This window comes from Paraburkholderia sp. 22099, assembly GCF_052045835.1.
Classification (GTDB): Bacteria; Pseudomonadota; Gammaproteobacteria; order Burkholderiales; family Burkholderiaceae; genus Paraburkholderia; species Paraburkholderia terricola.
Window position 1 is genome coordinate 339,051 of sequence record NZ_JBQEPU010000002.1, and the last position, 22,045, is coordinate 361,095.

At 63.3% G+C, this 22,045-nt stretch carries 21 protein-coding genes and 1 tRNA gene; 10 read left to right on the top strand and 12 right to left on the bottom strand.

Going from position 1 to position 22,045, the window contains the following annotated elements; genetic code table 11:
* Positions 1–2 precede the first annotated feature (2 nt).
* From cgtA to rplU, 3 genes are all read right to left on the bottom strand, one after another.
* A complete protein-coding gene (gene cgtA, locus ACTJLC_RS03830) occupies positions 3–1,124 on the bottom strand; it encodes an Obg family GTPase CgtA (RefSeq protein ID WP_310135200.1) in 1,122 nt (373 codons plus the stop codon).
* Positions 1,125–1,357: 233 nt separating this feature from the next.
* Positions 1,358–1,621 (bottom strand): 50S ribosomal protein L27, encoded by a 264-nt coding sequence (rpmA, locus tag ACTJLC_RS03835; protein WP_073431263.1) that lies wholly within the window; start codon positions 1,619–1,621, stop codon positions 1,358–1,360.
* A 25-nt stretch (positions 1,622–1,646) separates the two neighbouring features.
* Positions 1,647–1,958, bottom strand: a complete 312-nt coding sequence (gene rplU / locus ACTJLC_RS03840; protein ID WP_007180329.1) for a 50S ribosomal protein L21 — start codon at positions 1,956–1,958, stop codon at positions 1,647–1,649.
* 240 nt (positions 1,959–2,198) lie between these two features.
* Here rplU and ACTJLC_RS03845 point away from each other — a divergent pair, with 240 nt between their 5' ends.
* From ACTJLC_RS03845 to yacG, 9 genes are all read left to right on the top strand, one after another.
* The gene (locus tag ACTJLC_RS03845; protein ID WP_073431264.1) at positions 2,199–3,191 is read left to right on the top strand and encodes a polyprenyl synthetase family protein; all 993 of its coding nucleotides are present in this window, start codon (positions 2,199–2,201) and stop codon (positions 3,189–3,191) included.
* 50 nt (positions 3,192–3,241) lie between these two features.
* Positions 3,242–3,318, top strand: a tRNA-Pro gene (locus tag ACTJLC_RS03850).
* Positions 3,319–3,509: 191 nt separating this feature from the next.
* The gene (locus ACTJLC_RS03855) at positions 3,510–4,808 is read left to right on the top strand and encodes an HlyC/CorC family transporter (RefSeq protein ID WP_073431265.1); all 1,299 of its coding nucleotides are present in this window, start codon (positions 3,510–3,512) and stop codon (positions 4,806–4,808) included.
* 129 nt (positions 4,809–4,937) lie between these two features.
* Complete coding sequence (locus ACTJLC_RS03860; RefSeq protein WP_154874360.1) at positions 4,938–6,230, top strand: GspE/PulE family protein; 1,293 nt, start codon at positions 4,938–4,940, stop codon at positions 6,228–6,230.
* Positions 6,227–7,456 (top strand): type II secretion system F family protein, encoded by a 1,230-nt coding sequence (locus ACTJLC_RS03865; RefSeq protein WP_440843272.1) that lies wholly within the window; start codon positions 6,227–6,229, stop codon positions 7,454–7,456. Before ACTJLC_RS03860 ends, ACTJLC_RS03865 begins: the two co-directional genes overlap by 4 nt.
* A gap of 28 nt (positions 7,457–7,484) precedes the next feature.
* Positions 7,485–8,426: a prepilin peptidase gene (locus tag ACTJLC_RS03870; protein ID WP_073431268.1), complete on the top strand. Its 942-nt coding sequence runs from the start codon at positions 7,485–7,487 to the stop codon at positions 8,424–8,426.
* Positions 8,427–8,429: 3 nt separating this feature from the next.
* On the top strand, positions 8,430–9,032 hold the full coding sequence (coaE, locus tag ACTJLC_RS03875) for a dephospho-CoA kinase (RefSeq protein WP_440843273.1): 603 nt from the start codon (positions 8,430–8,432) through the stop codon (positions 9,030–9,032).
* A gap of 195 nt (positions 9,033–9,227) precedes the next feature.
* Positions 9,228–9,983 carry a cell division protein ZapD gene (gene zapD, locus ACTJLC_RS03880; RefSeq protein ID WP_073431270.1) on the top strand — a complete coding sequence of 252 codons (756 nt, stop codon included), beginning with the start codon at positions 9,228–9,230 and terminating at the stop codon, positions 9,981–9,983.
* Positions 9,984–10,084: 101 nt separating this feature from the next.
* On the top strand, positions 10,085–10,282 hold the full coding sequence (yacG, locus tag ACTJLC_RS03885) for a DNA gyrase inhibitor YacG (protein ID WP_073431271.1): 198 nt from the start codon (positions 10,085–10,087) through the stop codon (positions 10,280–10,282).
* 74 nt (positions 10,283–10,356) lie between these two features.
* On the opposite strand, the gene ACTJLC_RS03890 is transcribed toward yacG, so the two are convergent.
* The 4 genes from ACTJLC_RS03890 to secA all read right to left on the bottom strand — a co-directional run bounded on the left by ACTJLC_RS03890 (position 10,357) and on the right by secA (position 15,891).
* Entirely contained in the window at positions 10,357–10,779 is a 423-nt protein-coding gene (locus ACTJLC_RS03890; protein WP_073431272.1) for an NUDIX domain-containing protein, read from the bottom strand.
* On the bottom strand, positions 10,776–11,645 hold the full coding sequence (locus tag ACTJLC_RS03895; RefSeq protein WP_073431273.1) for an ATP-binding protein: 870 nt from the start codon (positions 11,643–11,645) through the stop codon (positions 10,776–10,778). The genes ACTJLC_RS03890 and ACTJLC_RS03895 overlap by 4 nt, the downstream gene beginning before the upstream one ends.
* A 40-nt stretch (positions 11,646–11,685) precedes the next feature.
* A complete protein-coding gene (argJ, locus tag ACTJLC_RS03900) occupies positions 11,686–12,927 on the bottom strand; it encodes a bifunctional glutamate N-acetyltransferase/amino-acid acetyltransferase ArgJ (protein ID WP_073431274.1) in 1,242 nt (413 codons plus the stop codon).
* A 150-nt stretch (positions 12,928–13,077) separates the two neighbouring features.
* Positions 13,078–15,891, bottom strand: a complete 2,814-nt coding sequence (gene secA, locus ACTJLC_RS03905; protein ID WP_073431297.1) for a preprotein translocase subunit SecA — start codon at positions 15,889–15,891, stop codon at positions 13,078–13,080.
* A 290-nt stretch (positions 15,892–16,181) separates the two neighbouring features.
* Between secA and ACTJLC_RS03910 the strand changes: the two genes are divergently transcribed.
* A complete protein-coding gene (locus tag ACTJLC_RS03910; protein ID WP_073431275.1) occupies positions 16,182–16,667 on the top strand; it encodes a DciA family protein in 486 nt (161 codons plus the stop codon).
* A gap of 70 nt (positions 16,668–16,737) precedes the next feature.
* Here the strand turns inward: ACTJLC_RS03910 and lpxC are convergent, their stop codons facing one another.
* From lpxC to ACTJLC_RS03935, 5 genes are all read right to left on the bottom strand, one after another.
* On the bottom strand, positions 16,738–17,655 hold the full coding sequence (gene lpxC / locus ACTJLC_RS03915) for a UDP-3-O-acyl-N-acetylglucosamine deacetylase (RefSeq protein WP_073431276.1): 918 nt from the start codon (positions 17,653–17,655) through the stop codon (positions 16,738–16,740).
* 297 nt (positions 17,656–17,952) lie between these two features.
* Entirely contained in the window at positions 17,953–18,456 is a 504-nt protein-coding gene (locus tag ACTJLC_RS03920; protein WP_310126509.1) for a peroxiredoxin, read from the bottom strand.
* 249 nt (positions 18,457–18,705) lie between these two features.
* Positions 18,706–19,899 carry a cell division protein FtsZ gene (ftsZ, locus tag ACTJLC_RS03925; RefSeq protein WP_073431278.1) on the bottom strand — a complete coding sequence of 398 codons (1,194 nt, stop codon included), beginning with the start codon at positions 19,897–19,899 and terminating at the stop codon, positions 18,706–18,708.
* Positions 19,900–20,031: 132 nt separating this feature from the next.
* Positions 20,032–21,264 carry a cell division protein FtsA gene (gene ftsA / locus ACTJLC_RS03930; protein ID WP_007180311.1) on the bottom strand — a complete coding sequence of 411 codons (1,233 nt, stop codon included), beginning with the start codon at positions 21,262–21,264 and terminating at the stop codon, positions 20,032–20,034.
* Positions 21,265–21,291: 27 nt separating this feature from the next.
* Positions 21,292–22,044, bottom strand: a complete 753-nt coding sequence (locus ACTJLC_RS03935; RefSeq protein WP_073431279.1) for a cell division protein FtsQ/DivIB — start codon at positions 22,042–22,044, stop codon at positions 21,292–21,294.
* Position 22,045 lies beyond the last annotated feature (1 nt).

A 22,045-nucleotide genomic window follows, 5' to 3' on the forward strand; every position in this document is an offset into this window, starting at 1 on the left:
TGTTATTCCTGCGGATCGGCGCTGGATCCGTCCGCGGCGGCCGGTGCTTGCGGTTTCTCGCGAAAGCGCACGTCGGCGGCAAGATCTTCGGCTTCGGCCGCGCGTTGCGCGTCCGAATGCGCGGCGATGTAATCGAACACCGCATAGCAGAGGTTCTCGCAACCCTGGCCGGTCAGCGCCGAGATTTCGAATACCGGGCCGTCCCAGCCAAAGCCCTCGATGAACGCCGAAACACGCGCTTTGCGCTCGTCTTCCGGCACCATGTCGAGCTTATTGAGCACCAGCCAGCGCGGCTTTTCATACAGCAACTCGTCGTACTTGCGCAGTTCGTTGACGATCGCCTTGGCTTCCGCCACAGGATCGACCGCGTCGTCGAACGGTGCGAGGTCGACGATGTGCAGCAACAGTCCCGTGCGCTGCAAGTGACGCAGGAACTGGTGACCGAGGCCGGCGCCTTCGGCCGCGCCCTCGATCAAGCCGGGAATATCAGCGATCACGAAGCTGCGGCTCGGCCCCACACGCACGACGCCGAGATTCGGCGCGAGCGTCGTGAACGGATAGTCGGCAATTTTCGGTCGTGCGTTCGACACCGACGAGATGAAGGTCGACTTGCCCGCATTCGGCATGCCGAGCAAACCGACGTCCGCCAGCACCTTCAGTTCGAGGCGCACCATGCGGCGCTCGCCAGGCTTGCCGTCGGTTTTCTGACGCGGCGCGCGGTTCGTGCTGGACTTGAAATGCAGGTTGCCGAGACCGCCCGCGCCGCCTTGCGCGATCTGCACGGTCTGGTTGTGCTCGGTCAGATCGGCGATCAACTCGCCGGTCTCCATATCGGTGATGGTGGTGCCCACCGGCATGCGCAGCGTGATATCGTCGCCGCCCTTGCCGTAGCAGTCCGCGCCGCGGCCGTTTTCGCCGTTGCGCGCCATGTGTTTTTTCGCGTAGCGGTAGTCGATCAGCGTGTTGATGTTGCGGTCCGCGACCGCGATCACGCTGCCGCCCCGGCCGCCGTCGCCGCCATCCGGGCCGCCGAACGGAACGAATTTCTCGCGGCGCATCGACGCGCTGCCATCCCCTCCGTCGCCGGCGATGACTTCAATCCTCGCTTCGTCAATGAACTTCATGCGTAACTCCGTCCCGTGGTGTACTGCTCAATGGTGCTGCCAGATTTGATGCTGCCGCATACTTCTATTTTGCCGCGCTCGCCGCGCGATGATCAATCGGCCGAACGACATAGGCATGCCGGCATGAGGGATTCATCCCGCCCATGCCTGCGGCGGAAAACACCGCAAATAAAAAAAGCCCCGCTAACTTCGCGGGGCCTTTTCCGGTCCTGAAGCCCGTGCCTGGGTAAAACTCAGACTGCTGCCGGGACGACGTTGACCATGTGCTTCTTCGCTGCGCCTTTGGTCGAAAACGTGACGTGGCCGTCTGTCAGCGCGAACAAGGTGTGATCCTTGCCGATACCGACGTTTTCGCCCGGGTGCATGCGCGTGCCACGTTGACGCACGATGATGCCGCCCGCGTTGATGGCTTGACCGCCGTACACCTTCACGCCGAGACGCTTCGACTCGGAGTCGCGGCCGTTTCGTGACGATCCGCCTGCCTTTTTGTGTGCCATTTGATTTGCTCCTTAACCGGCGCGCTTACGCGTTGATCGCGTCGATGCGCAGTTCGGTATAGTTCTGGCGGTGGCCGCCATGCTTCTGGTAGTGCTTCCGGCGACGCATCTTGAAGATGGTCACTTTTGCGTGACGACCTTGCGACACGACGGTAGCCTTGACGGAAGCCCCACTGACCAGCGGCGTACCGAACTTAATCGATTCGCCTTCGCCCACTGCGAGAACCTGGTCGAGCGTGATTTCAGCGTCAATGTCTGCCGGTATCTGTTCTACTTTAAGTTTTTCGCCGACGGCAACTTTATACTGCTTGCCACCGGTTTTTATGACCGCGTACATTGAGAACCTCACTCTGTGTTCATTTTTCCCACGCACCGCGCGCGGAAACCCGTGATTATACATAGAGTTAGCTGCTCGGTCAAAACTCGTTGAGAGCCGCCATGCGCACCGTCCGGCGCCTTGCCCGCCCAGCGTAGCCGCGCCGCCCGCCGTGGCGCAGATCGCCCCCGCGCCGTAGCCTGCGGCCCGGAACTGCCGCGATTCGCCTTATAATTCGCGGCACTACCCAATTCAGCCATCATGTCGTCGACCGCCACCCCCTCCCCCAACGCCGCCAGCCTGCTCGCCCCGATCGCCGAAGACATGGAGCAGGTCAATCGCGTCATCCGGCACCGCCTCGCGTCCGACGTGATGCTGATCAACCAGATCTCCGAGTACATCATCAGCGCCGGCGGCAAGCGGCTGCGGCCCGCGCTGCTGCTGCTGGTGGCGGGCGCACTGGGCGAGACCACGGGGCACCGGCACGTACTGGCGGCGGTCGTCGAGTTCATCCACACGGCGACGCTGCTGCACGACGACGTAGTCGACGAATCGGACTTGCGGCGCGGCCGTCAGACCGCCAATGCGCTCTTCGGCAACGCCGCGAGCGTGCTGGTGGGCGACTTTCTGTACTCGCGCTCGTTCCAGATGATGGTCGGCGTGGGCAAGATGCGCGTGATGGAAATCCTGTCGGAGGCGACCAACATCATCTCCGAAGGTGAAGTGCTGCAACTGCTCAACATGCACGACGCCGACGTAGACCAGTCGCGCTACATGCAGGTGATCCGCTACAAGACCGCCAAACTGTTCGAAGCCGCCGCCCAACTGGGCGCGGTGCTGGCCGGCGCGGACGCGAAAACGGAAGCCGCCGCGGCGGAGTTCGGCCGGCGCATCGGCACGGCGTTCCAGATCATGGACGACTGGCTCGACTACACGGGCACGGCGCAGTCCATGGGCAAGAATGCCGGCGACGATCTGCGCGAAGGCAAACCCACGCTGCCGCTAATCTATCTGATCGAGCGCGGCACGCCTGAGCAGTCGGCGCTCGCGCGTGAAGCGATCGAGCAAGGCGGCACCGATCGCTTCGACACGATTTTCGAGGCGATCACGCGTTCGGGCGCGCTGGATCACACGCTCGAATGCGCGAAACAGGAAGCACAGGCCGCAGCCGCAGCAATTTCGTCGTTCCCTGATTCCATTTACAAAGAAAGCCTGCTAGAATTATGTTCTTACTCGACGGCGAGACAGTCTTGAATGAGACTGAAACGCCGGGTTTGTCTGAATTGAGTCTGCAGTACCAAATTCGGGGTGTAGCTTAGCCTGGTAGAGCGCTACGTTCGGGACGTAGAGGCCGGAGGTTCGAATCCTCTCACCCCGACCAGATTTTCCTTGTTAATTCAAGGTTCGAAAAACCGCCCAGCTTGCTCGGCGGTTTTTTTGTTTGCGTCTCGCTTTTCGCTTCCCATGCGTGACCTGCGCCGATGTGCCGATCGTCCCGGCCCATCCGAACGGGCGGCTCGCATAATCCCCTCTGCTATATTCACTCCATCCTGTCCCTATCCGTCACTACGCGTGGAACAACTTCCCTTATGGGCGCAGATCGGCGCCGTCTTTCTGCTGCTCATCTGCTCCAGCTTCTTTTCGATCTCTGAAACGGCGATGATGGCGCTCAACCGCCATCGACTGAAACATCTTGCCAATCAGAACGCGTTCGGCGCGAAGACCACGCAAGGCCTGCTCGGACACACCGATCAATTGTTGAGCGTGATCCTGATCGGCAACAATCTGTTCAACACGATCATCCCGGTGCTCACCACGTCGATTGCACTGCACACGTTCGGCCGCAACAACGTGGTGCTGTCGATCGCGACCGGCATCGTCGCGTTCCTGATCATCGTGTTCGCGGAAATCACACCGAAAATCGTCGGCGCCACGTTTCCCGAAAAAATCGCGTTGCCGGCCAGTCTGCTAATCGCGCCGATGATGCGCGTCGCCAAGCCGCTCCTCTGGTTCGTCAATCTGTTCGCAAACGGCATCTTGCGCGTGCTGCACATCAATACGAAAGACGTGCGCGACCAACGCCTGTCCACCGAGGAACTGCGCACCATCGTGCTCGAATCCGGCAGCTTCATGCCGACCAAGCACCGCAGCATTCTGCTGAACCTGTTCGACCTCGAGAATATTTCCGTGGACGACGTGATGATCCCGCGCCGCCGCATCGAATCGCTCGATTTCGACGCGCCGTTCGAACAGATCCTGCATCAACTGGAAACCTGTTACCACAACAAGCTGATCGTCTATCAAGGCGACATCGACCGCGTGCTCGGCGTGCTGCATGTTCGCAAGACGCTCGCCGCGCTGCACAACCAGGAACTGGAGCGTGAGACGCTGCGCGAGCTGCTGGCCGAGCCGTATTTCGTGCCGACCGGTACGCCGGTGTTCCAGCAACTGCAATACTTCCAGGAGAGCCGTCACCGCACGGCGCTGGTGGTCAACGAATACGGCGAACTGCAAGGACTCGTGACGCCGGAAGACATCATCGAAGAGCTGATCGGTGAGTTCACCACGTCGATTCCGCGTAGCGCCAGTTCGCGCGGCGGCTGGAACGAAAATGGCGAATGCATCGTGGCGGGCAGTATGCCGCTGCGCGAACTGAACCGCTGGCTGCATCTCACGCTGCCCACCGACGGACCCAAAACGCTCAATGGACTGATCCTCGAAATCCTCGAGGACATTCCCGATGGCGACGTCTGCGTGCAGATTGGCGAACTCAAACTCGAGGTATTGCGCAGCGACGATCAGGCGATCCGCACCGTCAAGCTGTTCAAACCGCCGGTACGCGCCAAAACCGGCAAAGCGTCGCGTGGCTGACCCGGCGCACGCCAGCATCGCACACGAACGCAGCGCGCGCCATTAGCCGATTGGCTGAATGGCGGCAGCCGCCGCCATACCGGATGATGAAGCCGTCACGTTCCACAGGCGGCTCATCACCGAATTCTCATGCAAGCTTCTTTTCAACCCGCAGCGGCATCGTTGCGCCCCGTCGCGTTCAATAGCGAAAGCGCGGCCAAGGCGAAGCCCAAGGCCTTCACGCCCGACGCCAGCGCCAATCTCACCGATCCGGACAACGCCCCCGCCGTGCGTCTGTTGACCGACACACTGCAGGAAGCCACCCGCCGCAACGCGTCGGACCTGCACATCGAGCCGGCCGAACACGGCTGGCGCATGCGCCTGCGAATCGACGGCGTGCTGCATGCAATACCACAGCCGCCCGCGCATCTGCGCGACGCCTTTATCACGCGCGTGAAGGTGCTAGCGCGCATGGACATCGCCGAGCGCCGGGTGCCGCAAGACGGCCGACTACGCATCGCCACGTCGCCGGGACGGGTCGAGGACTATCGCGTCAACTCGCTGCCGACCCTGTTCGGCGAAAAGCTGGTATTGCGTCGGCTCGACGCGCTGCCCGCCGATCTTTCCCTCGACTCGCTCGGCCTCGATCCGCGGCAACGTGAAACCGTCGATGCCGCGATTCGCGCGCCGCACGGCCTCGTGCTCGTCACCGGGCCCACCGGCAGCGGCAAAACGCTGTCGCTGTATTGCTTCCTGAATCTGCTCAACGGCGAGGCACGCAATCTCTGTTCAGTGGAAGACCCGGCGGAGATTCAATTGGCCGGCATCAATCAGGTCAGCGTGCGCGAAAAAGCCGGGCTGACTTTCGCGGTGGCGTTGCGCGCGTTTCTTCGGCAGGACCCGGACGTGATCATGGTCGGCGAGATCCGCGACGAGGAAACGGCCGACGTCGCGGTAAAAGCGGCGCAGACCGGCCACCTGGTCCTGTCCACCTTGCATACGAACGACGCGCCCGCCGCCATCGCGCGCCTGATCGACATCGGCGTCGAGCCGTACAACCTGGCAGCGGCGCTGCGGCTGGTGACCGCGCAGCGGCTGGTGCGGCGACTCTGCGCTGCCTGCCGCGCGCCCGCGCCGCAATCGGCAGCGGCGCTTCGGGCAGCCGGCTTCACCGACGACCAACTCGACGGCTGGGAACCCTACGCCGCCACGGGATGCGCGGCATGCCACGGTATCGGCTACCGCGGCCGTGTCGGCGTGCATCAGGTGATGCCCGTCTCCGATGCGATGCGTGAAATGATCGTGGCGAGCGCGGGCACGCATGAACTCGCTCGGCTCGCGCAAACCGAGCAGGTGGCCACCTTGCGCGACGCGGCGCTGGCCCGTGTACGCGACGGCACCACGAGTCTCGCCGAAGCGCTCGCGGCCACCGAGGTTGCATGAGCGCCGTCACGCCCCGTCCGCCGCTAGCGGCCGACGTGCGCTTCAAATGGCGCGGCGTCGACGGCAACGGCGCAAGGAAAAACGGCGCGCTCATCGCGCCGGACGCCGGTTCGGCGCGCGCGATGCTCAAGCGCGACAACCTCTTCGTCGTCGAACTCACGGCGCAGGGGCCTGCGCCGCGCGCGAAAGCCCGCGCCGCGGACGTCACGCTCTTCACCCGGCAGCTCGCCAGCCTGCTGCGCGCCGGTCTGCCGCTCGCGCCCGCGCTGGACCTGCTGGCGCAAGCGCAGACTTCGCGGCGGCAAGGCATGCCGCGCATCATCGGCGCACTGGCGCGCGACATCACCGGCGGCTTGCGTTTCTCGGCGGCATTGCAGCGGCATCCGGCGCAATTCAATGCGTTGTACTGTCAGCTCGTCGAAGTGGGCGAAGCAGCGGGCGCGCTAGCCGCCGTCCTCGCCCGCATCGCCGATGACCGGGAACGCGCCGCCGCGCAACGCGCGAAGGTGCGCGCCGCCCTGACCTATCCGCTTGCGATTCTATTGCTGGCGTTGGCGATTACCGCGGCGTTGCTGATATGGGTCGTGCCGACCTTCAAGCAGATCTTCGACGGCTTCGGCGCCAAACTGCCCGCGCCGACGCAGTTCGTGCTGGCGCTATCGGCCGGCGCGGCGCGCTGGAGCATACCGGTGATCGTCATGCTCTTTGCGGCAAGCTCGGCTATGACCTTTCTGCTACGAACCTCCGAAGCGGCGCGCCTGCGCTTCGCGCGCTCGTCGCTGAAAATACCGGTCGCCGGTCCGTTGCTCGGCACGTTGTGCGCGGCGCGCTGGAGCCGCGCGCTCGGCACCTTGCTGTCGGCCGGCACGCCGCTCGCCGACGCGTTCGACTCCCTGACGCACGCCACCGGCAACGCGTTCTTCGACCGCGCCACCGTCGAAATCGCCGCGCGGCTGCGGCGCGGCGAACGGCTCGCAGCGGCAATGCGCGCGGCGCATTGCTTTCCGCCGGAGATCGTGCAGCCGGTTGCGGTTGCCGAGGAATCCGGCGCCCTCGACACCATGCTGCTCGACGTGGCCGCGCTCGCCGATCGTCAGGTAGACGAAAAGATCGGCACACTGGCAAGCCTGTGCGAGCCGCTTGTGATCATCGTGCTGGGTGCGCTGGTCGGCGGCCTCGTGATTGCGATGTATCTTCCCATTATTCAACTCGGCAACGTGGTGTAGCATCGCAGCCGAACCCACCCCTTTACCCATGCAGGCGACTCTTCCACTCGTGCCAGAAACCTCTTCCAGCCTGCTTTCGAGTCTACTACCCGGTCATGTCGCAACGGGTCTCGGCCTCGCGTTCGGCAGCTTGCCGGCCGGCGTTCAGTTCACGTTCGCGATCGTGTTCGGCCTCGTGATCGGCAGCTTCCTGAACGTCGTCGTGCATCGGGTGCCGATCATGCTCGAACGCGCATGGCGCGAGGAAATCAGCGAGGCCACCGATAAGCCGGTAGAACAAGACGGCCTGCCGGCGCGCTACAACTTGTGGGTGCCGCGCAGCGCGTGCCCACACTGCGGTCATGTCCTCAGCGCATGGGAGAACCTGCCGGTGCTGAGCTACGTGCTGCTGCGCGGGCGCTGCTCGGCATGCAAGGCGCGCGTGAGCCTGCGCTATCCGGCCATCGAAATCGCCAGCGCCGCGCTCGCGGCAGGCGCGCTCGCGCTGTTCGGCCCGACCGGCACGGCGCTCGCCGCATTCGGACTCTGCGCGGCGCTGCTCGCGATGAGCGCGATCGACATCGACACGCATCTACTGCCTGACTCGATGACGCTGCCGCTCTTGTGGGCGGGCCTCATCGTCAACTTCAACGGCATGTTCGCGAGCCTCCATGACGCGGTGCTCGGCGCGATTTTCGGCTACCTGGTGCTGTGGGCCGTGCATTGGTTATTCCGGCTGGTGCGCGGCGTCGAAGGCATGGGTTATGGCGATTTCAAACTGCTGGCGGCGCTCGGTGCGTGGCTCGGCTGGGCCGCGCTGCTGCAGATCGTGCTGATCGCCGCGCTGACCGGCGCGGTGGTCGGTCTCGCGGCCACATGGCGCGGCCGCATGCGCTTCGCGGAACCATTGCCGTTCGGGCCTTTTCTCGCGGCGGGCGGCGCTGTTACGCTGTTCGTCGGCACACCGCTTTTCATGGTTCTGGGAGGCTGAAGCATGTTCGTTGTGGGACTGACCGGCGGCATCGGCAGCGGCAAATCCACCGTGGCCGATCTATTCGCCGCGCATGGCGTACCGCTTGTCGACACGGATCGGATCGCGCACCGCATCACCGCGCCGCATGGCATGGCGATGCCGCAAATCGCCGCCGAGTTCGGCAATGTGTTCGTCGCCGCGGATGGCTCGCTCGACCGCGCCCGCATGCGCGCTCTCGTGTTCAGCGACGAAGGCGCGCGCAAGCGGCTCGAAGCCATCACGCATCCGTTGATTCGCGCGGAAACCGAACGGGAGCAGCGGGACGCACAGGGACCGTACGTCATCGTAGTCGTGCCGCTGCTCGTGGAGTCCGGCAACTGGAAAACGCGCGTGAACCGCGTTTTGACTGTGGATTGCAGCGTCGACACGCAAATCTCGCGCGTGATGCTTCGCAATGGTTTCAGCCGCGAACAGGTGCTGGCCATCATCGGCCGCCAGGCGACGCGCGAAGCGCGCCTCGCCGCAGCCGACGACGTGATCGATAACGACAACGTGCCGTTCGATGCACTGAAGGCGCAAGTCGACGCTCAGCATTGCGTGTACCTGTCGCTCACGGGCTCGTGAGCGGCACGCGCCCACATCTCCCGCTCCTGCGTTGAACTTTGCCGCGTCACGCGAGCCGAAGCACGCAGAAAACTGCCCGAAACACGTGAAGGAAGTTGCGAAAACGTGCCAGGAAAGTGCGTGATTGCTAGGGTAGTCCCACGGCATTAGAATGTCCTGCATTCCCGTCACCGACCACGCCCGAGGCGAGCCCGCTTGATCCTTTACGAGTATCCCTTCAACGAGCGAATCCGGACGCTATTGCGCCTCGAAGATCTGTTCGAGCGCTTCACGTTCTTTCTGACGCAGGAAGACGCCAGGGAACATCACGTTGCACTGACAACGCTGTTCGAAATCTCAGAGGTAGCGGGTCGCGCGGATCTGAAGTCGGATCTGATGAAGGAACTCGAGCGTCAACGGCAAACGCTCGCGCCGTTTCGGGGGAATCCGGGAATCGAGCAGAACGCGCTCGAAGCGGTGCTCGGCGAAATCGAGCAAACCTTGTCGGGCCTTTCGCAAATGCAAGGGAAAACCGGCCAGCATCTTGCAGACAACGAGTGGCTCGCCAGCATCCGCAGCCGCGCAATCATCCCTGGCGGCACGTGCAAGTTCGATCTGCCTTCGTACTACGCCTGGCAGCAAACTCATCCGGATCAGCGCCGGCAAGACATTGCCAAATGGGTGACGCCCTTGCTGCCGCTGCGCGATGCCGCCACGATCGTCTTGCGTCTCGCGCGCGAATCCGGCCAGGCGTCCAAGGTCATGGCGATGCAGGGCAGCTATCAGCAAATGCTGTCCGGCCGTTCCTATCAATTGATGCAGGTACGCGTGGCACCTGAATTGCGTGTGATCCCAGAGGCAAGCGCCAACAAGTACATGTTGTGGGTGCGTTTCACCGTGCAGGACGGCGATCTGCGTCCGCGCGCCGTCGATATCGACGTGCCGTTCCAGCTCACCTTGTGCAGCCTGTAACGTTCGCCCCGTAAAACCGGATCGCGGGGTCGCGCCTTTAAAGCGGCGGGAAACACCCTATATTCGACCGATATTCCATTCGCGATTGACTGCCTGACCGTATGCCCACTGTCGTCAAATGCCCTACTTGCGGAAAGGATGTCCGCTGGACCCCTGAAAACCGCTTTCGCCCGTTCTGCTCCGATCGTTGCAAGCAGATCGACCTCGGCGCCTGGGCCGCCGAGAAGTACAAGATCGGCGCGTCGGACCAGGACGCGCAGTCCGACGAGTCGCCGGGCGGGGACTACAACCCGCACTGAATGCAGCGCCGCGCGCACTGTTCCACGCACGCGGACGCTGCGTCGCACAGCGCTCGCGACCTCACGTCGTTCCGCTAGTTTTTCTCAGCCGCGAGCCATTCCAACACGGGAATCGTCGCCGGCAACAGAGGCGAGACGTCCGCGGGCAGTGCCTGCCAGACAAACGCCTGACCCTCGCGCCCGTGCGGCTCGCCGGCCCAGTCCGTCACCTTGCAGAAGAACAGCCGCACATACGCATGCGGGTAATCGTGTTCGAGCGTATGCCAAAGGTGGCTCGCCTTGACGTCGATGCCCAATTCTTCGTGCAGTTCGCGAGCCAGCGCCGCTTCGACCGACTCGCCCGCCTCCAGCTTGCCGCCCGGAAACTCCCAATAACCCTCGTACGGCTTGCCGGCCGGACGCTGCGCCAGCAGATACCGGCCGTCCGGCTGAATCAGCACGCCGACGGCGACTTCCGTCACCGGACGGCCCGCGGCGTTGTTCCGCGCGCCGCTCATGCCTCGTTCTTCCGGCCGGACCAGTCACGCGCGAATTGCCATGCAACGCGCCCCGAGCGCGACCCGCGTTCGAGCGCCCACACCAGCGCATCGCCGCGCGCCGCCTCGACTTCCGCGTCGTCGCAGCCGAAATGGCGCAGCCAGTGGCCGATGATCGACAGGTAGTCGTCCTGCTTGAACGGATAGAAGCTGACCCACAGCCCGAAACGCTCGGACAGCGAGATCTTTTCCTCGACCAGTTCGCCGGGATGGATTTCGCCGTCGGACGTGTGCTTGTACGTCTCGTTGTCGCTCATGTACTCGGGCAGCAAATGGCGGCGGTTCGAGGTCGCGTAGATCAGCACGTTGTCCGATTGCGCGGCGATCGAGCCGTCCAGCGCGACCTTCAGCGCCTTATAGCCCGACTCGCCGTCCTCGAACGAGAGATCGTCGCAGAACACCACGAAGCGCTCCGGCCGCTGCGCGATCAGCTCGACGATATCGCCGAGATCGTGCAAGTCGTCCTTGTCCACTTCGATCAGACGCAAACCGTCTTTCGCATACGCGTTCAGGCAGGCCTTGATCAGCGACGACTTGCCCGTGCCGCGCGCGCCCGTTAGCAGCACGTTGTTGGCCGGCTGCTTGTGTACGAATTGACGCGTGTTCTGCTCGATCAAGCCTTTCTGGCGATCGATGTTTTGCAGGTCGTCGAGCGTGATGGTCGAGATCGCCGGCACCGGCTGCAAGTAGCCGCGCCCCTGGCGCTTGCGCCAGCGAAAAGCGACCGCCGACGACCAGTCGATCTGCGGTGCGGCGGGCGGAAGCATTGCTTCGAGGCGAACGAGCACGGCTTCGGCTCGGGTCAGAAACTGTTCGAGTTTGTCCATGGCTGTGAGTGAGCGGCCGTCAGCCGCGTGATGAACCTGGTTACGAACGATAGTCGGCGTTGATGCTCACGTAGTCGTGCGACAGATCGCAAGTCCAGATCGTGGCTTGCGCGTTGCCGCGACCGAGCACGACACGAATGCCGATCTCGCTCTTTTTCATGACGCGCTGGCCGTCTTCCTCGCGGTAGGCCGGATTGCGGCCGCCGGCAGTCGCGACGAGCACGTCGTCCAGATACAGATCGATCTTGCCGACGTCGAGATCGTCCACGCCGGCATAGCCGATGGCCGCGAGAATGCGGCCGAGATTCGGATCCGATGCGTAAAAAGCCGTTTTCACGAGCGGCGAATGGCCGATCGCGTACGCGATCTGGCGGCATTCGCCGACGCTCGAACCGCCTTCGACATGCACCGTCATGAATTTGGTCGCGCCTTCGCCGTCGCGCACGATCAGTTGCGCAAGCGTTTGTGCGACTTCGGTCACCGCGTCGCGCAGCGCTGCGTAGGCGGGCGAATCGGTGGAGGTGATCGCCGGCAGGCTCGATTTGCCCGACGCGATCAGGATGAAGGAATCGTTGGTCGACGTGTCGCCGTCGATCGTGATGCAGTTGAACGAGCGGTCCGCCACGTGCTTGACCAGCGCGTCGAGCACCGGCTGAGCAACGGCGGCGTCGAAAGCGAGGAAGCCGAGCATGGTCGCCATGTTCGGCTTGATCATGCCGGCGCCCTTGCTGATGCCGGTTAGCGTGACCGTGTGGCCTTCGATCGTGACCTGGCGCGACGTGGCCTTCGGCAGCGTGTCCGTGGTCATGATCGCCTGCGCCGCGTCATACCAGTTCGCTTCCTTGCGGTTCGCCAGCGCGGCCGGCAGGCCCGCCTTCAAACGATCGACCGGCAGCGGCTCCAGAATCACGCCCGTCGAAAACGGCAGCACCTGTTCCGGCGCAATGTCGGCCAAACGCGCGAGTTCGGCACAGGTTTCGCGCGCATGCGCGAGACCCGGTTCGCCCGTACCCGCATTGGCGTTGCCGGTGTTGATCACCAGCGCGCGAATCGGCTTGCCGCCCGCGCGCACGCGCTCCAGGTTTTCGCGGCACACCGTAACGGGCGCGGCGCAAAAACGGTTCCGCGTGAATACGCCGCCTACCGTCGCGCCTTCGTCGACGGAAATGACGAGCACGTCCTTGCGGTTCGGCTTGCGGATATTCGCCTCCGCCCAGCCGAGCGTGACGCCGGCGACGGGATGGAGTTGAGCGGGATCGATCGAGGGGAAATTGACAGCCATGGTCGCGACCTGTCGAAGAAAATGCCGGCGGACGCCGGCATCGAGGGATCGGAAACTGATGGCTCGGGTGTGTTGCCGAACCACCGCGAAATCAACAGCAAGCAGCGTACAAAACGACGCGGCGCGCTCGGAAGCGCGCCGCCTTCGGCATTACGCGATCTTGCCGTGGCACTGCTTGTACTTCTTGCCGCTGCCGCACGGGCATGGGTCGTTGCGGCCGACCTTCGGCACCTCGTCCGCGCTGACACGCGAGCCCGCCGCGTGCGACGACGAGCCGTGGCTCATCGCCTCGCCGATCATGGCGGCGGTGGCCGCCTCGGCGGCAACGGGTGCCGCGGCGGCGGCCTCGGCGAATTCGGCATGACGGAACTCGACGTTTTCGAGGTGGCTGCCCTGCTCCTCGAACTGCTCGGCCGCCTGTTCCAGTTGCTCCGGCGACTGGATCTGCACGTTCATCACCACGCGGGTGACTTCGAGCTTGACGGCGTCGAGCATGGCGGCGAACAGTTCGAACGCCTCGCGCTTGTATTCCTGCTTCGGATTCTTCTGCGCATAGCCGCGCAGGTGAATGCCCTGGCGCAGATGATCGAGCGCGGCCAGATGTTCGCGCCAGCTGCGATCCAGCGTTTGCAACATGATGGAGCGTTCGAACGCGCTGAACGATTCGCGGCCGACCAGTTCGACCTTGGCTTCGTACGCTTCGTCCGCGGCGCCTTCGACCGCTTCGAGAATCTCGTCCACGCTGATCGAGTTCGACTCGTTGATCATTTCCTGGATCGCGAGGTCGAGCTGCCATTCGTTGCGCAGCACTTCCTCCAGTTCAGGCACGTCCCACTGCTCCTCGATGCTGCCGGCCGGCACGAACTGATGAACGATGTCGGCGATCACGCCATGGCGCATGGCGCCGATGGTTTCCGTGATGTCGTTCGCTTCGAGCAATTCATTGCGTTGCTGGTAGATCACCTTACGCTGATCGTTCGACACGTCGTCGTATTCGAGCAATTGCTTGCGAATGTCGAAGTTGCGCGCTTCCACCTTGCGTTGCGCCGATTCGATCGAGCGCGACACGATGCCCGCCTCGATCGCTTCGCCTTCCGGCATCTTCAGGCGATCCATGATCGCGCGCACGCGGTCGCCCGCGAAAATGCGCAGCAGCGGATCTTCCAGCGACAGATAGAAGCGCGACGAACCGGGGTCGCCCTGACGGCCCGCACGGCCGCGCAACTGATTGTCGATCCGGCGCGACTCGTGACGCTCGGTGCCGATGATGTGCAGACCGCCCGCGGCCTTCACCTGATCGTGCAGCGCCTGCCATTCGTCGTGCAGCTTCTGGATGCGGCGCTGCTTTTCGTCGGCCGGAATCGTTTCGTCCTGTTCGATGAACGACGCCTGCTTTTCCGCGTTGCCGCCGAGCACGATGTCGGTGCCGCGGCCGGCCATGTTGGTGGCGATCGTGATGCGCTTCGGACGGCCCGCTTCGGCGACGATCTCCGCTTCACGCGCGTGCTGCTTCGCGTTCAGCACCTCGTGCGACAAGCCGGCCTGCTTCAACAGATGCGACAGCAGTTCCGAGTTTTCGATCGACGTCGTGCCGACCAGCACCGGCTGCCCGCGCTCATAGCAATCGCGGATGTCGCGGATCACCGCGTCGTAGCGTTCCTTCGCGGTCTTATAGATCTGATCCTGCTTGTCGATCCGCTTGGGCGGACGGTTGGTCGGGATCACGACCGTCTCGAGCCCGTAGATCTCGTTGAATTCGTACGCTTCGGTATCGGCCGTGCCGGTCATGCCGGCCAGCTTCGCGTACATGCGGAAGTAGTTCTGGAACGTAATCGACGCGAGCGTCTGGTTCTCGCTCTGGATCTTGACGTGTTCCTTCGCCTCGACGGCCTGGTGCAAGCCGTCCGACCAGCGGCGGCCCGACATCAGACGGCCGGTGAATTCGTCGACGATGACCACCTCGCCGTTCTGCACCACGTAGTGCTGATCCTTGAAGAACAGCGTGTGCGCGCGCAGCGCCGCGTACACGTGGTGCATCAGCGTGATGTTCTGCGGCGCATACAGGCTTTCGCCTTCGCCGATCAAGCCCCACTCGGCGAGCAGGCGCTCCGCCTTTTCGTGGCCCGATTCCGTCAGGAACACCTGACGGCCTTTCTCGTCCAGCGTGTAGTCGCCCGGCTTCTCGACGCCGGTGCCGTCCGCCTTCTCCTCGCCGATCTGGCGTTCCAGCAGCGGCGGCAGCGCGTTCATGCGCACGTAGAGTTCGGTGTGATCCTCGGCCTGGCCGGAGATGATCAGCGGCGTACGGGCTTCGTCGATCAGGATCGAGTCGACTTCGTCGACCACCGCGAAGTTGAGGGCTCGCTGCACGCGCGCGTCGGTCTCGTAGACCATGTTGTCGCGCAGGTAGTCGAAGCCGAATTCGTTGTTGGTGCCGTAGGTAATGTCGGCGGCGTAGGCCTGTTGCTTGGCCGCGTGATCCATCTGCGACAGATTGATGCCGACCGACATGCCGAGGAAGTTGTACAGCCGCGCCATCCATTCGGCGTCGCGCTGCGCGAGATAGTCGTTGACCGTGACGACGTGCACGCCGCGGCCCGACAGCGCGTTCAGGTAAACCGGCAGCGTGGCGACGAGCGTCTTGCCTTCGCCGGTGCGCATTTCGCCGATCTTGCCGTAGTGCAGGACCATGCCGCCGATCAGCTGCACGTCGAAGTGGCGCATTTTCAGCGTCCGCTTGCTCGCCTCGCGACACACCGCGAAGGCTTCCGGCAGGAGCTTGTCGAGCGATTCGCCGCTCGCGACGCGCTGGCGGAATTCACCCGTTTTGGCGCGCAGTTGATCGTCCGCCAATTGCTCGATCTGCGGCTCGAGCGCATTGATCGCCGCGACGGTCTTTTGGTATTGCTTGACTAACCGCTGATTGCGGCTGCCAAAAATCTTCTGTAGAAAGCCGGTGGTCATCGGATCGGTGTCTGCGTCGCGGCTTCGGCTGGTTCGCGGCGTGCGGTTCATGCACGTGCGCTCCCGGGTCGGAAGGGCCTCGGCGGCTTAGTCCAAGAGTGAATTCGAATCGCGCATTTTAGCACGCGCCCCAGCCCGCGCCTGTGTCAGCGGTGCGACGGCGGCAAGGCGTCCGAAGCCCGCCGCAGCGAGCTCCGGCGGCGCCGCTCGAGGCGGACCGCGACGTGTCTCGCGCGGTACAATCGCGGCGTGAACGCGCATGGGGCGCGAACACGCCGTCACGATCGAACATGAGCCGTTCTCCGTCCTTTTCAAGGCCGCCGCCCAAGCAGTTCAACGCGCGCCGCCCGCAGCCCGTCGCCGAGGTGCTCAAGCGCACCGACGCGTTCGCGGCCCTGCGCGCGGGCGTCGAGCAGATCGCCGCGCTGGAGAAGGATTTGCGGGAATTGCTGCCCGACTATCTGGCAACCAGCGTGGAGCCCAGCTTCATCAAGGAAGGCGTGCTGGCGCTGTTTGCCGCGCACAACGCTTTGGCGGCGCGTTTGCGGCACATCGAGCCGCGCTTGCTATCCGATTTGCAGCAGCGCGGCTGGCCGGTGAATGCGCTGCGAATCCGCGTGCGGCCGCAGCCTGTCAAGGAACCGCCGCCGGCCAAGCAGGCGCGCATGACGCCGGTCGGCGCCGACGCGCTGCACGCGTTGAGCGAATCGCTCGCGCCGTCGCCGTTACAGGAAGCGCTGGCGAAAATGGCGGCACGGCATCGGAGAAATCGCTGAGCAAAAAAAAGCGGCCCATTTGGGCCGCTTGTTTATCATCCGTTCGCTTCGAGGTTTTCAACCGCAGAGCTTATGCAAAAGCCGTCTGCGTCTCGTAGGCGAAGCCGCGCGGCGCTTTTTGCTGGTCGTCGAAGGTGACGATTTCGTACGCATCTTCATGCGCCAGCAGTTCGCGCAGCAGCGCATTGTTCAGGCCGTGACCCGACTTGTACGCGTTGTACGAAGCCAGCAGCGGATGACCGATCACATACAGGTCGCCGATCGCGTCGAGCATCTTGTGCTTCACGAATTCGTCGTCGTAACGCAGGCCGTCGTTGTTCAGAATGCGGTATTCGTCGAGCACGATCGCGTTGTCCATGCTGCCGCCGCGCGCCAGGCCCAGTTCGCGCATCATTTCGACTTCATGCGCGAACCCGAAAGTACGGGCACGGGCGATTTCCCGCACGTATGACGTATTGGCGAAATCCACTTCCAGCGCCTGACCGGTTTTATCCACAGCCGGATGACGAAAATCGATCGTGAATTTGAGCTTGAAACCGAAATACGGATCGAGACGCGCGAATTTATCGCCGTCGCGAATTTCGACTGGCTTGGTGACCTTGATAAATTTCTTCGCCGCGTTCTGTTCTTCAATACCGGCCGATTGAATCAGAAATACGAAAGAACCCGCGCTGCCGTCCATGATCGGGATTTCCTCGGCGGTGACGTCGACATAAAGATTGTCGATGCCGAGACCGGCGCAGGCGGACATCAAATGCTCGACCGTCGACACGCGCGCGCCGTCTTTCTGCAGCACCGAAGCGAGGCGCGTATCGCCAATCGACATTGCCGATGCGGGAATATCCACCGGCGTGGGCAAATCCACGCGCGAAAACACGATGCCGGTATCCGGCGCCGCCGGACGGAGCGTCAAGTCGACTTTACGGCCGGAATGCAGGCCGATGCCGACTGTCTTGACGATCGATTTGATAGTGCGCTGCTTCAACATGGTGATCTTCTATTCGATTGAAAATCCCAATCGGGACTTTTTGTTCCATAGCACGAATTATACTCCATTACCCTAAGGAGCGTCGTCGCATGGAACGTATCAATCTGTTTCGCTCCATTACCCGCTGGGCGGCTGCCAGGGAAAGCGTGACGGGCCGATGTCCGGAACGGAGGCGTTTCCGGTCATCGGCCCGCGTAACGGCATGTCACAAAAGCGTCTTATCCGTCGTTGCCCCTGCACAACACGCTCGCGACGTACCGCTGTGTGACCGGGGGCGAAGGATTCGACATCGAGTGACTAGCTCAACGTAGCCAGAATACTCCCTGCATCGCTGACTTCGAATTTGCCGGCAGCCTCGACGTTCAACGTCTTGACCACGCCGTCGTCGACCACCATTGCGTAGCGCTGGGAACGGATTCCCATGCCGCGCGCCGACAAATCCTGCTCCAAACCGAGTGCCCGCGTGAAAGCCGCGCTGCCGTCCGCCATCATGCGCACCTTGCCCGAGGCGTGCTGATCGCGTCCCCACGCGCCCATTACGAACGCGTCGTTGACGGACACGCACCAGATCTCGTCGACGCCAAGCGCGCGCAGCTGCTCGGCATGCTCGACATAACCCGGTACATGTTTGGCCGAACAGGTCGGCGTGAACGCGCCCGGCAATCCGAAGATCACCACGCGCTTGCCCGCCGTCTGCTCGCGCACGTCGAAGCTGTTAGGCCCGATCGTGCAGCCCGCCCGCTCGTCTTCGACGAATTCGAAGAGTGTCGCGTCGGGCAGCTTGTCACCTGCCTGAATCATGCTCAGTCCTTTGCATCGATGCGGAGCATGCTCGCACGTCGTCGTGTCGCAGTGATTTCAGCGTCAGCCCAATCGCAGGCTGCGCCGTCCGGCGACAGTCGCCCCATCCGCTTCACAAATCCGAAGAGGGCACTTGTCCTTGCCGCGAATCCGACGATACGCGGCCTGATCGCCGTTCACCCGCCACGCTCGTGCAGTCGTCCGCCAACGCTTTTAAAACAGCGCGGCGACGAAAGCCTGCTCGTGCGCTCAGTCCGCCTGCTTGCGCAGGAACGCCGGAATGTCGTACGTGTCGACGCCCTTTTCCTGCAACGCCTGCACATGCGAGGCCGCCGTATCGCGCGACGTGCGCCATACAGCCGGCGTATCCAGCGCGCCGTAATCGGCGGTGCTCGCGTGCGACGGCGTATAGCCGGCGTGGTGCGCGTTGACCGGCTGGTTGTCGGTGCCGGTGCGCAGCAGCGTCATCGGTGCCGATTGCTGCTTCTTCGCCGCGCGACCCAAGCCCGTTGCCACGACCGTCACGCGCAGCGCGTCGCCCATTGCATCGTCGTACACCGCGCCGAAGATCACCGTGGCGTCTTCCGCCGCATAGCTCTTGATGGTGTTCATCACTTCGCGCGTTTCCGACAGACGCAGCGAACGGCTCGACGTGATGTTCACCAGCACGCCACGCGCGCCCGACAGATCCACGCCTTCCAGCAGCGGGCTGGCGACCGCCTGCTCGGCGGCCAAACGCGCGCGATCGACGCCGGCGACCGTCGCCGTGCCCATCATCGCCTTGCCCTGCTCGCCCATCACCGTCTTCACGTCCTCGAAGTCGACGTTCACCAGACCGTCGACGTTGATGATTTCCGCGATGCCGGCAACCGCGTTGTTCAGAACGTCGTCTGCGCACTGGAAGCACTTGTCCATCTCGGCGTCATCGCCCATCACCTCGAACAGCTTGTCGTTCAGAACGACGATCAGCGAGTCGACGTGATCCTCCAGTTGCTGCGAACCGGCTTCCGCGACGCGCATCCGCTTGCCGCCTTCGAATTCGAACGGCTTGCTGACCACGCCGACGGTCAAGATGCCCATTTCCTTGGCGATCTGCGCGACTACCGGCGCCGCGCCCGTGCCCGTGCCGCCGCCCATGCCGGCGGTGATGAACACCATGTGCGCGCCGCGCAGCGAATCCGCGATGCGTTCACGCGCTTCTTCCGCTGCCGCGCGGCCCATTTCCGGCTTGGCGCCAGCGCCAAGCCCCGTATTGCCGAGCTGGATCACCGCGGTGGCGCGCGAGCGCGACAGCGCCTGCGCGTCCGTGTTCATCACGATGAAGTCGACGCCTTGCACGCCTTTGTTGATCATGTGCTGAACGGCATTGCCGCCAGCGCCACCGACTCCGATCACCTTGATGATGGTGCCGTTCGTTTCGGTTTCCAGCATCTGGAATTCCATGTTGCCTCCGTCAAGATAAAAAATTGCAGCCACTCGGCCGTTATTCGGCAGGAGATCGGGCAACCCCCTGTCGCGCGCCGGCCGCCGGCACCAGCGCGTATTTTTTAAAGCCCGTTCTTTAAAGCCAATTCGTTAGAAGTTGCCGAGGAACCAGTCCTTCATTCGCGTGAACACCTGCCCCATCGACCCCGACTGCACCGCGACCTTGCGGCCGCGCATGCGTTGCGAGCGTCCTTCGACGAGCAGGCCCATCGCCGTCGAATAACGCGGGTTGCGCACCACGTCGGCGAGACCGCCCGCGTATTCCGGCACGCCGATGCGCACCGGCTTCAGGAAAATGTCCTCGCCCAGTTCGACCATGCCGAGCATCATCGACGCGCCGCCGGTCAGCACCACGCCGGAGCTCAGCAGTTCCTCGTAACCCGACTCGCGCACCACCTGCTGCACGAGCGAAAATAGTTCCTCGACACGCGGCTCGACCACCGCCGCCAGCGCCTGGCGCGACAGCGTGCGCGGACCGCGCTCGCCGAGACCCGGCACTTCGATCATTTCGTCGGGATCGGCCAGCGCCTGCTTGGCGATGCCGTAATCCACCTTGATGTCTTCCGCGTCCGGCGTCGGCGTGCGCAAGGCCATCGCGATATCGCTCGTGATCTGGTCGCCGGCGATCGGAATCACCGCCGTATGGCGGATCGCGCCTTCGCTGAAAATCGCGATATCCGTCGTGCCGCCGCCGATATCGACCAGCACCACGCCGAGTTCCTTTTCGTCCTCGGTCAGCACCGCCAGCGACGACGCCAGCGGCTGCAAGATCAGATCGTTCACTTCGAGCCCGCAACGGCGCACGCACTTGACGATGTTCTGCGCCGCGCTCACCGCGCCGGTGACGATATGCACCTTCACTTCGAGACGAATGCCGCTCATGCCGATCGGCTCGCGCACATCTTCCTGGCCGTCGATGATGAATTCCTGCGTGAGGATGTGCAGCACCTGCTGATCGGTCGGGATGTTGATCGCCTTCGCCGTCTCGATCACGCGCGCCACATCCGTCTGCGTGACTTCCTTTTCCTTGATCGCCACCATGCCGCTCGAATTGAAGCTGCGGATATGGCTGCCGGCGATGCCGGTGAATACGTTGGTGATCTTGCAGTCGGCCATCAACTCCGCTTCTTCGAGCGCACGTTGAATGGACTGCACGGTGGCCTCAATGTTCACCACCACGCCCTTTTTGAGCCCCTTCGATTCGCTCTGGCCGAGACCGATCACCTCGTAGTGACCCTCGCCCTTCAACTCGGCGACGATGGCCACCACCTTCGACGTCCCGATGTCGAGGGCGACCAGCAGATCTTTATAGTCTTTACTCATAGCGTGCTCATTGCGTGTGATGTCCGTTTACTTCTTGCCCTTGTCGGGTTCGCTGATGAAGCGCATGCCAGCGGCACGAATCGCGAAACCGTTCGGATAGCGCAAGTCCGCATACTCAATGTCCTTCCCCCAACGTTGCGTCACCGCGTTCCAGGCCGCGGTCAGGCGCTTGCTGCGATCGAGCAGCGTGTCCTGATTGCGTTCGCGTCCAAGTTCCACCTGCATGCCGTTCGACAGCTTCACCGTCCACGCGTAGCGCGGCGACAGCGTCACTTCCTCGGGCGTCGCGCCTAACGGCGCAAACCATTTCTGGAAGTCGTGATACCGCGCGACGACTTCCTTCGCCGTTCCGTCCGGGCCGTCGAATGCAGGCAGTTCCTCTTCGAGTTCGCCCTGGTTCGCGGTGAACAGTTCGCCGTCCACGCTCACCAGTTGATCGCTGCCCCACGTCCCCAGCGGTTTGTACTCTTCGAGCGTGACAGCCAGCGCATTCGGCCAGACGCGCCGCACGCTCGCGTGACGCACCCACGGCATCTGCTCGAACGCCTGACGCGCGACGTCGAGATCGACCGTGAAAAAGTTGCCCTTCAGACGCCCGACCACACCGGCGCGCACCGTCGGCGAATTGATGTGCTCGGTATCGCCGTCGATCTGAATCTCGTGCAGCGCGAAGTTCGGGCGCTGGATCAGCCAGTAACCGCCTGCCGCCAGCAGCACGAGCACCAGCAACGCATGCAATGCGTTGGCGGCGAGATTGAGCTGGCGAACGTTGTTCCACATG

Bases quoted from the DNA above. Each gene is read 5' to 3' on its own strand.
- cgtA (WP_310135200.1), bottom strand. From the start codon at position 1,124: ATGAAGTTCATTGACGAAGCGAGGATTGAAGTCATCGCCGGCGACGGA.
- rpmA (WP_073431263.1), bottom strand. From the start codon at position 1,621: ATGGCACACAAAAAGGCAGGCGGATCGTCACGAAACGGCCGCGACTCC.
- rplU (WP_007180329.1), bottom strand. From the start codon at position 1,958: ATGTACGCGGTCATAAAAACCGGTGGCAAGCAGTATAAAGTTGCCGTC.
- ACTJLC_RS03845 (WP_073431264.1), top strand. From the start codon at position 2,199: ATGTCGTCGACCGCCACCCCCTCCCCCAACGCCGCCAGCCTGCTCGCC.
- ACTJLC_RS03860 (WP_154874360.1), top strand. From the start codon at position 4,938: ATGCAAGCTTCTTTTCAACCCGCAGCGGCATCGTTGCGCCCCGTCGCG.
- ACTJLC_RS03865 (WP_440843272.1), top strand. From the start codon at position 6,227: ATGAGCGCCGTCACGCCCCGTCCGCCGCTAGCGGCCGACGTGCGCTTC.
- ACTJLC_RS03870 (WP_073431268.1), top strand. From the start codon at position 7,485: ATGCAGGCGACTCTTCCACTCGTGCCAGAAACCTCTTCCAGCCTGCTT.
- coaE (WP_440843273.1), top strand. From the start codon at position 8,430: ATGTTCGTTGTGGGACTGACCGGCGGCATCGGCAGCGGCAAATCCACC.
- yacG (WP_073431271.1), top strand. From the start codon at position 10,085: ATGCCCACTGTCGTCAAATGCCCTACTTGCGGAAAGGATGTCCGCTGG.
- ACTJLC_RS03890 (WP_073431272.1), bottom strand. From the start codon at position 10,779: ATGAGCGGCGCGCGGAACAACGCCGCGGGCCGTCCGGTGACGGAAGTC.
- ACTJLC_RS03895 (WP_073431273.1), bottom strand. From the start codon at position 11,645: ATGGACAAACTCGAACAGTTTCTGACCCGAGCCGAAGCCGTGCTCGTT.
- argJ (WP_073431274.1), bottom strand. From the start codon at position 12,927: ATGGCTGTCAATTTCCCCTCGATCGATCCCGCTCAACTCCATCCCGTC.
- secA (WP_073431297.1), bottom strand. From the start codon at position 15,891: ATGACCACCGGCTTTCTACAGAAGATTTTTGGCAGCCGCAATCAGCGG.
- ACTJLC_RS03910 (WP_073431275.1), top strand. From the start codon at position 16,182: ATGAGCCGTTCTCCGTCCTTTTCAAGGCCGCCGCCCAAGCAGTTCAAC.
- lpxC (WP_073431276.1), bottom strand. From the start codon at position 17,655: ATGTTGAAGCAGCGCACTATCAAATCGATCGTCAAGACAGTCGGCATC.
- ACTJLC_RS03920 (WP_310126509.1), bottom strand. From the start codon at position 18,456: ATGATTCAGGCAGGTGACAAGCTGCCCGACGCGACACTCTTCGAATTC.
- ftsZ (WP_073431278.1), bottom strand. From the start codon at position 19,899: ATGGAATTCCAGATGCTGGAAACCGAAACGAACGGCACCATCATCAAG.
- ftsA (WP_007180311.1), bottom strand. From the start codon at position 21,264: ATGAGTAAAGACTATAAAGATCTGCTGGTCGCCCTCGACATCGGGACG.
- ACTJLC_RS03935 (WP_073431279.1), bottom strand. From the start codon at position 22,044: ATGTGGAACAACGTTCGCCAGCTCAATCTCGCCGCCAACGCATTGCAT.